The 14,819-nt window shown below is 65.7% G+C and carries 11 protein-coding genes and 1 pseudogene; 7 read left to right on the forward strand and 5 right to left on the reverse strand.

Going from position 1 to position 14,819, the window contains the following annotated elements; translation table 11 throughout:
- The first annotated feature begins 103 nt into the window (after positions 1-103).
- Entirely contained in the window at positions 104-1,249 is a 1,146-nt protein-coding gene (gene dnaJ / locus CKV91_RS03370) for a molecular chaperone DnaJ (RefSeq protein ID WP_021103905.1), read from the forward strand.
- A 2-nt stretch (positions 1,250-1,251) separates the two neighbouring features.
- On the forward strand, positions 1,252-1,707 hold the full coding sequence (locus CKV91_RS03375; protein WP_021103906.1) for a heat shock protein transcriptional repressor HspR: 456 nt from the start codon (positions 1,252-1,254) through the stop codon (positions 1,705-1,707).
- A 75-nt stretch (positions 1,708-1,782) separates the two neighbouring features.
- On the opposite strand, the gene CKV91_RS03380 is transcribed toward CKV91_RS03375, so the two are convergent.
- Together CKV91_RS03380 and CKV91_RS03385 are read right to left on the reverse strand one after the other, a co-directional pair.
- Complete coding sequence (locus CKV91_RS03380) at positions 1,783-3,360, reverse strand: aspartate:alanine exchanger family transporter (protein ID WP_021103907.1); 1,578 nt, start codon at positions 3,358-3,360, stop codon at positions 1,783-1,785.
- Positions 3,357-4,886: an amino acid permease gene (locus CKV91_RS03385; protein ID WP_095141071.1), complete on the reverse strand. Its 1,530-nt coding sequence runs from the start codon at positions 4,884-4,886 to the stop codon at positions 3,357-3,359. The genes CKV91_RS03380 and CKV91_RS03385 overlap by 4 nt, the downstream gene beginning before the upstream one ends.
- Positions 4,887-4,966: 80 nt before the next feature.
- Between CKV91_RS03385 and CKV91_RS03390 the strand changes: the two genes are divergently transcribed.
- The gene (locus CKV91_RS03390; protein ID WP_036957875.1) at positions 4,967-5,347 is read left to right on the forward strand and encodes an NUDIX hydrolase; all 381 of its coding nucleotides are present in this window, start codon (positions 4,967-4,969) and stop codon (positions 5,345-5,347) included.
- 12 nt (positions 5,348-5,359) lie between these two features.
- Here CKV91_RS03390 and CKV91_RS03395 read toward each other — a convergent pair whose 3' ends face one another.
- Entirely contained in the window at positions 5,360-6,043 is a 684-nt protein-coding gene (locus CKV91_RS03395; RefSeq protein WP_021106138.1) for a response regulator, read from the reverse strand.
- 56 nt (positions 6,044-6,099) lie between these two features.
- Entirely contained in the window at positions 6,100-7,404 is a 1,305-nt protein-coding gene (locus CKV91_RS03400) for a sensor histidine kinase (RefSeq protein WP_065860801.1), read from the reverse strand.
- Between the two features lie 301 nt (positions 7,405-7,705).
- Between CKV91_RS03400 and CKV91_RS03405 the strand changes: the two genes are divergently transcribed.
- From CKV91_RS03405 to CKV91_RS03415, 3 genes are all read left to right on the forward strand, one after another.
- Entirely contained in the window at positions 7,706-8,266 is a 561-nt protein-coding gene (locus tag CKV91_RS03405) for a flavin reductase family protein (RefSeq protein WP_021103915.1), read from the forward strand.
- 125 nt (positions 8,267-8,391) lie between these two features.
- Positions 8,392-9,285: a fructose bisphosphate aldolase gene (locus tag CKV91_RS03410; protein ID WP_065860799.1), complete on the forward strand. Its 894-nt coding sequence runs from the start codon at positions 8,392-8,394 to the stop codon at positions 9,283-9,285.
- A 231-nt stretch (positions 9,286-9,516) separates the two neighbouring features.
- A complete protein-coding gene (locus tag CKV91_RS03415) occupies positions 9,517-10,278 on the forward strand; it encodes an HAD-IIB family hydrolase (protein WP_021103917.1) in 762 nt (253 codons plus the stop codon).
- A 227-nt stretch (positions 10,279-10,505) separates the two neighbouring features.
- On the opposite strand, the pseudogene brnQ reads toward CKV91_RS03415, so the two are convergent.
- Positions 10,506-11,840, reverse strand: a pseudogene (brnQ, locus tag CKV91_RS03420) (branched-chain amino acid transport system II carrier protein); the annotation flags it as partial.
- 282 nt (positions 11,841-12,122) lie between these two features.
- Between brnQ and clpB the strand changes: the two are divergent.
- Positions 12,123-14,696, forward strand: coding sequence for an ATP-dependent chaperone ClpB (gene clpB, locus CKV91_RS03425; RefSeq protein ID WP_065860797.1), 2,574 nt, complete (start codon positions 12,123-12,125; stop codon positions 14,694-14,696).
- The last annotated feature ends 123 nt before the right edge of the window (positions 14,697-14,819 follow it).

Here is a 14,819-nt window from a genome sequence, read left to right on the forward strand (position 1 = left end):
GGTGACGGGATGGCCGTCGCGCGTTCAGGGGCGGCGTCGAACCGTGACGATGCCGTCGTTGCACACTGGATGAAGGAATACGTGACATGAGAGGAGGCGCACGGTGAGCACCAAGGACTTCGCCGACAAGGACTACTACAAGGTGTTGGGCGTCTCCAAGGACGCCAAGCCCGAGCAGATCAAGAAGGCGTTTCGCAAGATCGCCCGTGACAACCATCCGGACTCCCATCCGGGTGACAAGGCTGCCGAGGCCCGATTCAAGGAGGCCTCGGAGGCCAATGACGTCCTGTCGGACCCCCGCAAGCGCAAGGAGTACGACCAGGCCCGCAGTCTCTTCGGGGCGGGCGGTGGATTCCGATTCCCCGGCGGGGGAGGACGCACCAGCTCGGTCAACGTCGAGGACTTCCTGCGTACCGCCAGCAACGGCGACGGGTTGGGGGACGTCTTCAGCAATTTGTTCGGCAGTGCCGGATCGGCACGCTCCACGGCCCGTCGGTCCCGTCGCGGGGCCGACGTCACCGGCGAGACGACGATCGATTTCATCGATGCCATCGACGGCACCACGGTGAGCCTGCAGATGGTTTCCCAGGAGGCGTGCTCGGCATGCCGTGGCACGGGTGCCCGGGCCGGCAGCCTGCCCACGACCTGCCCCTCCTGCCAGGGCTCGGGTATCAGGGCCAACACGACGGGGGACGTCTTCGCCAGCACCGAGCCGTGTCCGCAGTGCAATGGTCGCGGCCTGATCGTCGAGGATCCCTGCCCCATCTGTCACGGATCGGGGCGAGCTCGCTCCACCCGTACCATGCAGGTGCGCATCCCGGCTGGTGTGGAGGACGGCAAGAAGATCCGTATCCGAGGAAAGGGGTCGCCCGGTGAGAACGGCGGCCCGGCCGGAGACCTCTACGTGCTGGTGCACGTGCGTGCCCACCCCATCTTCGGACGCGACGGGTCGTCGGTGACGGTCAACGTCCCGGTGACCTTCCCCGAGGCCGCTCTGGGCGCCGAGGTGAGCGTTCCCCGGGTCGACGGTGGGACGGTGCGTCTCAAGATCCCCGCCGGCACTCCCGATGGACGTACCTTCCGGATCCGGGGCCGTGGCGTGCCGCGTTCCAACGGGACGAGGGGCGACCTGCTGGCGACGGTCCAGGTCGTCGTGCCCCAGAATCTGGACGATTCGGCCCGCGACCTCCTCACGCGATTCCGTGACGAGGCTCGTCAACCCAATCCACGACCCTGGGAGGTGAACTGATCATGCGTCGGCGCCCCAAGGTTGGCGCAACCGGACTGGCAACCATCGACCGGGATGCCGCGATCTTCCCCATCTCGGTGGCGGCGGAACTGGCTGGTATGCACCCGCAGACCCTGCGCACCTACGACCGGATCGGGCTGGTGGTTCCCTCCCGCGCCAGGGGACGGGGCAGACGCTACTCACCCGCCGATGTCGCAGCCCTGCGGATGATCCAACACCTCTCCCAGGAGGAGGGGGTCAACCTCAACGGCATCCAACGCATCCTTGAGCTGCAACGACGCATCGCCCAGCTCGACGACCAGGTGGAACAGCTCTCGGCGACGGTGCGTCGCATGCAGGCCATGGCCTACGAGGACCAGGTCGACCCCCGCGTCTTCACCGCCGAATCCACCGGGCGAGTGCACCTGGGGCGCAAGGTCATCCACGCCCAGCTGGCCCTACCGGGACGCCACCGCTGATCCCTTCGGCATCTGCCTTGATCATCTGACGCGCGTAGGTGCTTGGGTCGACGGCGCAGGGGGTGTCCCCTCGTCTCAGATGAGCGCGATCACCTGCACCACCATGATCTTCACGACGGTGCCCAGTGCGAACAGGGCGCCGTAGGCCGACTCGATGCGTTCGTCGTTGACGAGGTTGTTGGCGTACCCGAGGATCGCTGGCTGCCCGACGAACCCTGCGAAGGCACCCGTGGCCCGTGGGGCGGACAGCTTGAGCAGATGTGCTGCGGCGATGAGGATGGCCCCACCGATGGCCAGCGAGACTGCCGAGGTGAGGATGACGGCCAAGCCGTTCCACGTCGCCGCCTGGGAGAGGAAGGCCGGCCCGGAGGCAAGCCCGACGCAGGCCAGGAAGAGCATGAGCCCCAGCTGACGCAGCACCGCGTTGGTGGCGTGCGGAAGTTCCCAACGGATAGGGCCCGTGCGGTGCAGGGCCCCCAGGATCATGCCCATGACGAGCGGGCCGGCGGCAGCACCGAGTTCGAAGACGAGTCCCCCGGGCAGGGCGACGAACAAGGCCCCCAGAGCCAGTCCGAGGGCGGCGCCGAGTCCCAGCGACAGGGCATCGACCTGGGAGACGTTCGCCTCGGAGTCACCGAAGAGGTCGGCGGCGTCGTTGATTCGCCACGACGGGACGACGCACAGCACGCGGTCCCCGGCCTTGAGGATGGTGTCATCACTGGCCAACATGTCGAGATCTCCGCGACGCACCCGGGTCACCCTGCCGTTCGTACGTCCCAGGACGTCGATGTCACCAAGTCGCCTGCCGACCAGCGCTGGATTCGAGACGAGGAATCGGCGAAAGTCGATCTCCTGCCGGTGGTCGGTGAGACGGCGTGTGGAGACATGGCCCAGGTGCGCCACGGCCCGGGAGACGTCGTCGGGGTTGCCCACGACGAGCACCTCGTCACCAGGATGCAGATCCTGGTCGGGGGAGACGAGGGACATCTGGCCCTCGCGCAGCAGGTACGACATCTGAATCTGGCTGTCCTGGTAGCCCGGGGTTGCACGCATCGACGTCGGACGATCCACGACGGTGGACACGGCGGTGATACCGGCATCGGCCATCGACGTGTTGTCCTTGGTGGCGGGCCACTTCCGGCGGGCGATGAAGGTCACCATGATCATGGCGACGACGACACCGGTGGGGTACGACAGGGCATAGCCGACGAGGGTGTTCCCAGCACCGTGGGTCGCCGACGTCGCGGCGTCGATCGCCGGCGAGGTGAGGGCGCCGGCGTACAACCCGGCGACGTGAGCGTTCGACAGACCACACAGCGAACCGATCCCCAGCGCCGCTGCCGCCATGGCGACGAGCCCGACGATGCCGGCGACCATGAGCGTCCACTGGCGTTTGAGGTCCGACAGGAAGGTCGATCCCGCAGCCAACCCCACCGTGTAGCAGAACAGCACCACACCCAGGCTCTTGACCATGCCGAGCCCCTGCCCCAGACGTGGATCCAGCGCCCCGACGGCCAGCCCCATGAAGAGGGCACCAGCGGCGCCGAACCGCAGCGGTCCGAACTTGATCTGCCCGAACAGGGCCCCCAGGGCGAGCACCACCAGGATCGTGAGGATCTGATGGGTTGCGAGGAAATCGAGTGTCACGGTCATGATTGTCCCCCAACAGCGTCGTGGGAATCCACGTCACGGTGTGTCAGCCTGCCAGCAGCGATGAGTATCGCCAGCCAGATGACTCCCACGAGGATCGCGATGCGATAGGTCGGGGAGGTGAGCATGATGACGACCGTCACGGCGAGCATGGCCAGGACGATCCAGTTCGTCACCGGGGCACCTGGCATGGTGAACGTCAACCCAGCACGGGTCCGGGGATCGATGCGGCGACGGAACCTCATCTGCGTGATGACGATCATCGTCCAGTTGATGATCCCGGCGGCCAGCGCGATCGACATGATGTAGCCGAACGCCTGATCTGGCAGCACGGCCACCAGCACGACGGCGAGTGCGGTCATGGCACTGGAGACGAGCACCGCCACCCACGGCGACCCCGAACGGCTGGTGCGTCCCAGCACGGCTGGGGCATTGCCCTGGTGGGCCAGGGAGTGCAGCATACGTCCGTTGGAGTACAGGCCGGAGTTGTAGGCCGAAACCGCCGCGGTGAGCACGACGATGTTGAGTATCGTTCCAGCGGCCGGGATGCCGACGGAGTCGAAGATCTGCACGAATGGGCTGGACCGTCCATCGATGGAGCGCCACGGAACGATCGAGACGATGACGAACAGGGCAGCGATGTAGAACAGCAAGATGCGGTACACCACCTGATTGATGGCCTTGGGAATGGATCGGCGTGGATCGGTGGCCTCCCCAGCGGTGATGCCGATGAGTTCCACCCCGCCGAAACTGAACATGACGACGACGAATCCCAGTGCCACCCCGGAAATTCCGGTGGGGAAGAACCCGCCATCGTTCCACAGGTTGGCCACCCCGGTGGGTGCGGCAGACGGTGCACCGATGACGATGACCCACGCTCCGAGCAGCACCATGGCAATGATCGCGACCACCTTGACGATGGCGAACCAGAACTCGAACTCCCCGTAGGCGCGCACGTGAAGCAGGTTGATGACGGTGACGACGACGAGCAGCACGGCGGCCGAGAGCCAGCTGGGCACCGAGGGGAACCAGTAGTTGACGTAGATGCCCACCACCGACAGTTCCGCCATCGACACCGCGATGTAGTTGAACCAGTAGTTCCAGCCCGAGACGAATCCGGGCAGCTCTCCCCAGTAGTCGTGGGCGTACTCGGAGAAGGCCCCCGAGGTGGGGCGGTGCACACTCATCTCGCCCAGGGCACGCATGATGAGGTAGATGACTGCTCCGCCAATGAGGTAGCACACGAGGATCGCCGGACCTGCGGCCCCGATCGAATCGGCGGCCCCGTAGAACAGTCCGGTGCCGATGGCCCCGCCCAAGGCGATGAGCTGGATGTGACGGTTGCGCAGGCCGCGATTCAACCCCGACCCGTCCGACTCCCCAGGTGCCTGCGCGGCAGGTGCCCCGTCCTCGGACTCGGGCAGATCGGTGGCAGCCTGCCGGGGAAGGCGCACGTCCTTGCTCGAACACGACTCGGCCGTGCTGGCCTTCGCGACTTCAGGATCCGGAGGTGGGGCGGTGTTGCTCATGACGAGCATCCTATTCGGCGCCGACGAGGTGTCGAGGTAACGTTCGCACCGTGATTCTCGATCTTTCCGCAGTGTGCCTGATGCGCAACGGGTGCTGTCTCAATGTGCGCAAGACGGGTACGGACCATTTCATCCTGCCCGGTGGAAAGATCGAACCCGGTGAGACGGCCCGTGCCGCGGCGGTGCGTGAGGTGGCCGAGGAGCTACGGTTCCAGCTCGACCCGAGCCTCCTGCAACCGCTCGGAACCTTCCAGGCCGATGCGGCCAACGGCGACGCCGAGGGCATCAGCTGCACGGTGTTCCTGCGTGACTGGGACCCGTCCTGGCCTCATCCGGAGCCGGACCACGAGATCGCCGAGTACGAGTGGACACCTCTGGCCACCGCTGCGAACGATCCACGTCAGGCCCCGCTGCTCGTGCACCGGGTCATCCCCGCACTGCGCTCCCGCGGGCTGGTGTGACACCGCCCATGCTCAGTCGAGGTCCTGGCTGGGCTGCACCAGGCCGGCGTTGTACGCCGTGATGACCATGTGGACTCGGTCCCGTAGATCCAGTTTCGTGAGGATGTGGCTGATGTGCGTCTTGACGGTGGTCTCGGCCAGGTAGAGTTCCTCGGCGATCTCGGCGTTGGTGAGGCCGCGTCCCACACAGGTGAGCACCTCGACCTCCCGTTCCGAGAGCGCCGCAACGATGGACGGATCGCTCGAGGAGCCGAAACCATCGTCCCGGAACTTCTCGATGAGACGGCGCGTTGCGCTCGGTGCGACGACCCCGTTGCCCTGGTGCACGGTGCGTACCCCGGCGAGCAGATCGGCAGGCCCGGCGTCCTTGAGGAGGAAGCCGGATGCCCCGGCGCGTAGTGCGCGATGCACGTACTCGTCGATGTCGAAGGTGGTGAGCACCAGAACACGGGAATTGGTGTGCGAGACGATTCGTTCGGTGGCCGCCAAGCCGTCCATGAGGGGCATGCGGATGTCCATGAGGACGACGTCGGGGGACAAGTCGGTGGCCAGCTGGACGGCTTCGGAGCCGTTGGACGCCTCCGCGACGACGCTCATGTCGGGTTGGGCGTCCAGAACCATGCGGAACCCCGTGCGTACCATTTCCTGATCATCGGCAAGCAACAGACGGATGGACTCGTCGTGCTGACGTTCCATGGATACCCTCCCGGTGAGACTGTGGCCATTATCGCAGGTGCGTACGGCAGACCCCGTCAGGAATGACGGTGTTCCCCCACCTCAGTTGACGGGTCCTCGCCCTCAGCCGCCGTGACGAGCACCGAGGCGAAGACGCGGAACCCGCCGGCTGCCCGGTTGCCGGCCTCCACCGTGCCTCCCCAGGCGCCGATCCGCTCGCGCATTCCCACCAGGCCGTGGCCGCCGCCGTCGACCCCACCGCTGGACGAGACCCCCTCGGGGGCACCTGCGCCGTCATCGACGATCTCGACGCGCACCCCACTCGGTCGATGGATGATCGTCACCAGGGCATGGGCCTGGGGGCCGGCGTGCTTGATGATGTTCGTGAGGGATTCCTGGACCACGCGGTAGATGGCGAACTCGGCACCCCGCTCCAGTGGCGGGTGGCTGTCCGGGGCGCCCTCGATGCTCAGGGCGACGTCCAGGACGGACTGGGTGCGTTCGATGAGTTCGGGGATGCTGTCGAGGGTTTCCGCTGGTGAGAGGACGAGCGGTTCGCCGGAGTCGTCGCGCAGCACTCCCACGAGCCTGCGGGTCTGGGTGAGCGCTTCCCGGGCCGTCTCCGCAATGGTGTCGAGCGCGCTGGCAGCCGAGTCGAGTCTGGCTTGCAGATCACCGACCTCCTCGTGATGGACAAGGTATGCGCCTCCGTCTGCCTGCACGACGATGACGGACAGGGAGTGGGCGACGATGTCGTGCATCTCGCGAGCTATCCGGGCGCGTTCCTCCTGGGTGGCCAGTTTGATGCGTTGGTCACGTTCACGTTCCAGGTCCTCGGCACGCTGACGCAGCGCCAGCAGATTGAGACGCCGTGCTCGTGCGAAACTGCCGGCGAACCATGCCAGCAACACCACCAGGGCGCATGAGATGGAGAACGTGCCCCACGACTTGGCGGCCTCCTTGACGGTGCCGTACGGCCGGGTGATGCACCAGCCCCATCGCCATCCGGCGAGGATGGCCCCCACCATGGCCACTGCCAGCCACGCCCGAGCCCCGCGACGCGTCCTGCCATAGGTGACGCTCGCGAAGATCGCGATGGGAACCAGGATCGCCGAGGGCTGGAAGGAGTCGCAGAAGATGACGGTGAGCACACTGCACACCGCCGTGCCGGCCACCATGATGGTGGGTCGAGTCCGCCGCCACACCAGCACGACGACCTGGACGAGACCCCAGAGGATGCAGCCCAGGAAGGCCAGGCTGCCAGGCTGGCAGTCGCTGATCGGGGTGCTGGGAAAGACGATGAGGGCGAGAAGTACCGCGAAGATCCCGTCCATGACCATGGGTCGTCTGTTGAACCACTCGTTGATCTCCCGGAAAGTCACCTCGTCAGCCTACGGGCAGGTCATGAAGGTGGCGTCATGCCGTGGGATGATTCGCAACAGTCCTTGAGGACGATGGTCAAGGACCGGTGCCACCGGTGGCCCTGCCAGCAGCCAGCGGGTGTGCATGGCCGAGTCCAGTGATGAAGATTGCCTCCCCATGGTGAGGGATGCCTCGGATGACTCACCAGAGAAGATTTTCACTCCGATGGCCCACGCACTTCACGGGATGCGAGATCATGGAGCGACGAGCCTGTCCAGGTGGAATCTCCGGGCGGGTCGGTGTCAGTCTTGGAGTGTGACGATGTCCCACGATGTGCGTGCCAGTGGTGGGCCCCCTGTCGGCGGTGAACTCCCGATCGACGCACAGCCATCCCTCGGCCACGCCCAACAGCTCAAGGCACAGTTGGCCACGGCCTTTCGACACCATCCTGCCGGGGCGGCCATCATCACCGTCAACGGGGCGAATGGTCCGGAGGGGCTCACGGCATCCTCCCTCATCTCGGTGGCGGTGGAGCCGGCCATCATCGTGTTCTCCGCCGGACGGACGACATCCACCTCCCGGCAACTCACCCGCGGTGGGCGTGTCATCGTCCACATGCTCAATGCCGATGCCGAGGAGTTGGCCAACGTCTTCGCCTGCCCGGGAGCCGATCACTATGCCGGGGTCCGGTGGCAGATGTCGTCGGAAGGAGCCCCCGAGCTCGACGTGAGCGGCCCGCATCTGCACGGCTGGGTACGAGACGTCATGGATGCCGGCCCCTCAGCCGTCTGGGCGGTGCAGATCGACCGGATCGATCTGGGCGATCGGGACAGTGATGCCCTGGTGTACCTGGAGCGCCGGTGGCGTCATCTCAGACGGTGATGACGTCAGTGCCCACCGTGTTCGCCCTACGCCGTTTCGGTCTGGTGCCATTCCCGTGGTTTCCGGCAGCCCACGGCCTAGACTTGCAGTGTCACCGGAGTCAATGAGGAGTTGGAGGACACGTCATGGACACCCAGCAGTTGGAGCGCATGCACACCGCACCGGGTTTCGTCGCAGCACTGGATCAGTCGGGTGGCTCGACTCCCAAGGCCCTGCGTGCCTATGGCATCGAGGAGTCGGCCTATGGCGACGACAAGGACCGCATGTTCGATCTCGTGCACGAGATGCGTACCCGGATCATCACCAGCCCGGCATTCACCAGTGAGCACATTCTTGCTGCGATCCTCTTCGAGATGACGATGGATCGTGAGGTCGAGGGCATGCCGACGGCCGACTTCCTGTGGCAGCGCAAGGGGATCGTCCCCTTCCTCAAGATCGACAAGGGCCTGGCCGATGAGGACAACCACGTCAAGGTGATGAAGCCCATCCCCGGTCTGGACGAGCTGCTGCACCGCGCCGTGGAGGACAAGCACATCTTCGGCACCAAGGAACGCTCGGTCATCGTCGACTACGACGAGGTGGGTATCGGCAGGATCGTGGATCAGCAGTTCGAGCTGGGCGATCAGGTGTGCGCTGCTGGTCTGGTGCCGATCCTCGAGCCCGAGGTGGACATCCACGCCGCACGCAAGCAGGAGGCCGAGGAGCTGCTGCACCGGCACATCCGTGAGCACATCGATGCCCTTGACGACGACGCCCGGATCATGCTCAAGCTGACGATTCCCAGCCAGCCCGACCTGTACGCCGACTTCATCGACGATCCGCGGGTCGTGCGTGTCGTCGCCCTGTCCGGTGGGTACTCCCGTGAGCAGGCCAATGAGCTGCTCACCCACAACCACCGGCTCATCGCAAGCTTCTCGCGTGCTCTCGCCGAGGGGCTGGACGCCAAGCAGTCCGACGAGGAGTTCAACTCGACACTGGAGAACTCCATCGACTCCATCTACCAGGCGTCGATTGCCTGAGACCCCATCCCCCAACCTCTGACGGATGCCCCACCTGCTCGCACGTAGGTGGGGTACACCCGAATTTCCCATCGTTCTGCGAGACGCGGCGGCATCTGTTCGCACGTAGATGGGGCTCACGCGCATGCGGGGCACCTGCCCTGGAGACGTGCATTCAGGGGGGACGGGGAACCGGACGGCAGGTGTGGAACGAGAATTGTCGGATTCGGCACGGTTGATACCGTCGGGGGCGTGAACAATTCGTTGCCCGCCGTTGTCGCCTTCGATCTCGACGACACCCTGGCCCCTTCCAAGACCCGTATCCCCGAACCCATGGCACGAATCCTCGGTGCCCTCCTGGGCCGCACCGATGTGCTCGTCATCTCCGGAGGGCAGTTCGGCCAGTTCCGCACCCAGGTGATCGATGCGCTGGAGGACGTCGACGCACCCATGAGAGGGCTGCATCTCATGCCAGCCTGCGGCACTCAGTACTACCGGCTGGACGACGACACCCAGTGGGTGTGCCGCTACGTCGAGGAGCTCACCGACGACGAGAAGTCCCGAGCCATCGCTGCCCTGGAGAACTGTGCCAAGGACCTCGGACTGTGGGAGGACCACACCTGGGGGCCACGTATCGAGGATCGCACCTCCCAGATCACCTTCTCCGCCCTGGGACAGCAGGCCCCGGTCGAGGCCAAGAAGACGTGGGACCCCACCGGGGAGAGGAAACTGCGGCTGGCAGCCGACGTGGCCGCCGCAGTACCAGACCTGGAGGTGCGCGCTGGCGGCTCGACGTCAGTGGACATCACCCGGGTGGGACGTGACAAGTCGTTCGGCCTCACCCGGTTGCTCGAGGTGACCGGCCTGGCCAAGGAGGACGTCGTCTTCTACGGTGACCGGCTCGACGAGCACGGCAATGACTACCCGGTCAAGGCCATGGGGATTCGCTGCGTGTCCGTCACCGATTGGCAGGACACCGCCAACAAGCTCCAGGAGATGCTGGACGCCTGCTGAGCGGCTCAGCCTGCCCTCCTCACCGCGCTGCTGCGGCGTTGTGTGTGGGGGGGCCGATCCGGGCTGGCAGGCGCGTGGTCCGGGGTGGGAACGGTCTCATCCCCGGACCACCGTCATCACCGCACACTCTCCAGATCGGCCTCGGGGATGTCCTGAGCGGGTGAGGCCCCTGGATCCTGCCGTCTGTTCCCCGCTCTGCCTGCGCCACCTTCCAAGGGGTCACGATTGCGCCTGGCCCTGGAGGCGATGATGCCTGCTGCCAGACCCACCAGGAATGGAACGGTCCATCCGAACCCGGCCTCGTAACCTGGCAGGGCAGCCGTGCCGAGTGACGTGATGACCGAGGCACCAGGCAGATTCACCGGTAGGGCACGGACGAGGTCGAAGAACGCCGAGACGGCCACGAACACCGTTACGAAGCGGTGCGTGGTGCGATCATGCCCCAGCCACGGGGTGAGCAGGCCGAGGATGATCGTGCTGATGGCCAGTGGATAGACGAACATGAGCACCGGAACAGCCCAGGTGATGATGGCGTCGAGTCCGGCATTGGCGATGAGGGTCGAGACGATCGAGAAGACCACCACCCATGCGCGTACCGACATGGCGCGCGGGAACATCGTCGCGAACATCTCGGCGCAGGCGGCGATGAGGCCGATGGCCGTCTTGAGGCAGGCGACGAGCACGATGGCGCCGATGAGTATCTCTCCGGGGTGACCGTAGTAGTGCAGTGCGGTCTCGGCGAGCACCGTGCCACCGTTGTCGGCCTCGGGAACCGTTGGCAGTGAGGTTCGGCCCAGGAACATGAGGCAGATGTAGACGATCGACAGGGCCACCAGGGCGACGATGCCCGAGGTGGCGGCCTGGGAGGCCACTTGGCGTCGGCTGGTACGCCCCACCTGGTGGATGGCGTCGACGATGATGATGGCGAAGGCGAGGGTCGCCAAGGCATCCATCGTGTTGTAGCCGTCCAGGACGCCCTGCAGGAAAGGCATCTGGGTGTAGGGGGGCTGCGCAGCACGTGAGGCGTCCGAGGGCATCGGTTTGACGATCGTGGCGACGACGAGCACGGCGAGCAGGACGAGGAACAGGGGGGTGAGGAAGCGCCCCACCCAATCCAGCAGACGTCCGGGGCGCAGGGCCACCAGGAAGGCCAAGGTGAAGAAGATGAGGGTGAAGACGAGCAGCGGGATCGTCATGGGCCCTTCTGCGAGGAAGGGGCGCACCCCGATCTCGAAGGACACCGTTGCCGTCCTGGGGATGGCGAATGCCGGACCGATCGTCAGGTAGAGCAGGCAGGTGAAGAAGGTCGCCCAACCCCGCCAGGTGTGCGAGGTCATCTCGTACAGGCTCCTCGATTCAGATGTCGCAGTGGCGACGACGCCGAGTATCGGTAGGCCCACGGCCGTCAGCAGGAAGCCCAGCCCGGCCCAGCTGGTTGCGCCTCCAGCCAGACGTCCGAGTTGGACAGGGAAGATCAGGTTTCCGGCTCCGAAGCACAGGCCAAAGATCATGAGACCGATGACCAGAGTGTCGGAACGGTGCGATGAACTGTCCTTTGCCATGCGCGTAGTTTTCCCGACATATCAGTATTCGGAGATATGTGTACGCATCGTGAGATGGTCTGGGGTGTGCGATGTGGGCCCGGATCGCCTGTCGCAGCGGGGTGGGTTCCTGCAAGGGTGATGTTTCCCTTGTCAGTTCGTAATGGAAGGCTCTCTCGAGTGGTTCCACGCGATGATTCCGCCGGCGCTCTTGACTATCGGAGTAGAGTTGAGTCGAAGACGCTCAACTTTGATGACGGTTCTGGTCGTTCGTCACGATGAGCATGATCCAAGCGAGGAAAGATGGACACAAATCTCACCACGATGAGCCGGGACGCGGTCACCGCCGCCTCCCGGCACGCGTTGGCCCACGGGAACCCGTCCGTGGAGCCCTCGCACCTGCTGCACGCCCTGTTCACCATTCCCGACAACACCGTCGGGCCGTTGGTGACGTCACTGGGCATCGATCCCAAGACCGTGGATGGTCTCGCCACCGACGCCATGGCCAAACTTCCGTCCAGTTCTGGAGCCTCCGTGGCCCAGCCGCAGCTCTCGGGTGCTTTCGCCCGGGTCGTCGCCGACGCCCAGAACCGGGCCGAGGCCCTGGGCGACTCCTTCGTCGCCACCGAGCACCTGCTCATCTCGTTGACGGCGGTGCCCTCCGACGTCCAGGCGGGCCTGACTGGGCTGGGACTCAAGCCCGACACCCTCACTGCCGCGTTCAACGAGGCTCGCGGTGACCGTCGCGTCACCTCCGAGGAGTCCGAGGGTGGGGAGTCGGCGCTGGCCAAGTACTCCGTCGATCTCACCGAGCGGGCCCGGTCCGGCAAACTCGACCCGGTCATCGGCCGGGACGCCGAGATCCGTCGCGTCGTCCAGGTGCTGGCCAGGCGTACCAAGAACAACCCGGTGCTCATCGGTGAGCCCGGCGTCGGCAAGACCGCAGTCGTCGAGGGACTCGCCCAGCGCGTCGTCGCCGGTGACGTGCCGGACTCCCTCAAGGGGCGGCAGGTCGTCTCCCTGGACCTGTCCTCGATGGTTGCCGGGGCCAAGTACCGCGGTGAGTTCGAGGAGCGCCTCAAGGCCGTCCTCAACGAGATCAAGGAGGCCGAGGGCAAGGTCATCACCTTCATCGACGAGCTGCACACCGTCGTGGGTGCCGGAGCCTCCGGCGAGGGCGCCATGGACGCCGGGAACATGCTCAAACCCATGCTGGCACGCGGTGAGCTGCGCATGATCGGCGCCACCACGCTGGACGAGTACCGCGAGCGCATCGAGAAGGACCCAGCCCTGGAGCGGCGCTTCCAGCAGGTCTACGTCGGTGAGCCCACGGTGGAGGACACCATCGCCATCCTGCGCGGCCTGCGGGAGCGCTACGAGGCCCACCACAAGGTGCGCATCACCGACGGCGCCCTCGTCGCCGCCGCCAGCCTGTCGAATCGGTACATCACCAGCCGACAGCTCCCCGACAAGGCCATCGACCTCATTGACGAGGCTGCCTCGCGGCTGCGCATGGAGATCGACTCCTCCCCGGAGGAGATCGACACGCTGCGTCGGGACGTGGACCGCATGAAGATGGAGATCTTCGCCGTCGAGAAGGAGGACGACCCGGCCAGCAGGCAACGTCTGGACCGGTTGCGCACCGACATGGCCGACAAGCAGGAGGCCCTGCGCGGTCTGGAGGCGCGCTGGCAGGCCGAGAAGGCTGGTCTCAACAAGGTCGGTGAGCTCAAGACGCAAATCGACTCGCTGCGCACCACTGCCGAGAAACACCAGCGGGAGGGAGACTTCGGCAAGGCCTCCGAGATCCTCTACGGTCAGATCCCAGCCCTGGAGCAGGAACTCGCCCAGGCTGCCCAGGACGAGCAGGAGATCACCCGGATGGTCTCCGAGGAGGTCTCGGGCACCGACGTCGCCGAGGTCGTCTCGGCGTGGACCGGCATCCCGGTGGGACGCATGATGCAGGGTGAGCAGGAGAAGCTGCTGCACATGGAGGAGCGCATCCATGAGCGCCTCATCGGCCAGGATCGTGCGGTTCAGAGCGTCGCCGACGCGGTACGGCGCTCCCGGGCAGGCATCTCCGACCCCAACCGGCCCACCGGGTCGTTCCTCTTCCTGGGGCCGACCGGCGTCGGCAAGACCGAACTCGCCAAGTCCCTGGCCGAGTTCCTCTTCGACGACGAGACCGCCATGGTGCGCATCGACATGAGCGAGTACATGGAGAAGCACTCGGTCTCACGGCTGGTCGGTGCGCCCCCGGGATACGTCGGTTACGAGGAGGGTGGCCAGCTCACCGAGTCCGTGCGGCGTCGGCCCTACTCGGTCATCCTGCTCGACGAGGTGGAGAAGGCCCATCCCGACGTCTTCAACATCCTGCTGCAGGTGCTCGACGACGGGCGTCTCACCGACGGTCAGGGGCGTACGGTCGACTTCCGCAACACGATCCTCGTGCTCACCAGCAATCTGGGATCGCAGTTCCTCTCCGACGCGAGTCTGTCGGTCGAGCAGAAGCACGAGTCGGTGATGACGACGGTGCGTGCCACCTTCCGTCCTGAGTTCCTCAACCGGCTGGACGACATCATCATGTTCGATCCGTTGTCGATGGCCGATCTCACGCGCATCGTCGACACCAACATCGCCAAGCTCAATGCGCGGATGGCGGATCGTCGGATTCGTGTCGAGGTGACCGATGCCGGCAAGGAATGGCTTGCCAGAGCCGGGTTCGACCCGGTCTACGGGGCTCGTCCACTACGTCGTCAGATCCAGACGACGATCGAGGACCAGCTGGCACGTCGCGTCCTTGCCGGGCAGATCACCGAGGGCAGCACGGTCACCTTCGACGGCACCGAGGACGGCGACGGCCTGCGGATCCTCTGAGGCCCGCCGTTCGTCTCGTGCCAGCCCTGGCTCAGTCTGTGGCCCATGACAGAGGGGCACAGCGCAGCCAAGGCGCACCCCCGGAGGCTCCAGTGGACCGGGGGACTCCAGCGTAGTCGAGTC

Source organism: Cutibacterium granulosum (genome assembly GCF_900186975.1).
Taxonomy (GTDB): Bacteria; Actinomycetota; Actinomycetes; order Propionibacteriales; family Propionibacteriaceae; genus Cutibacterium; species Cutibacterium granulosum.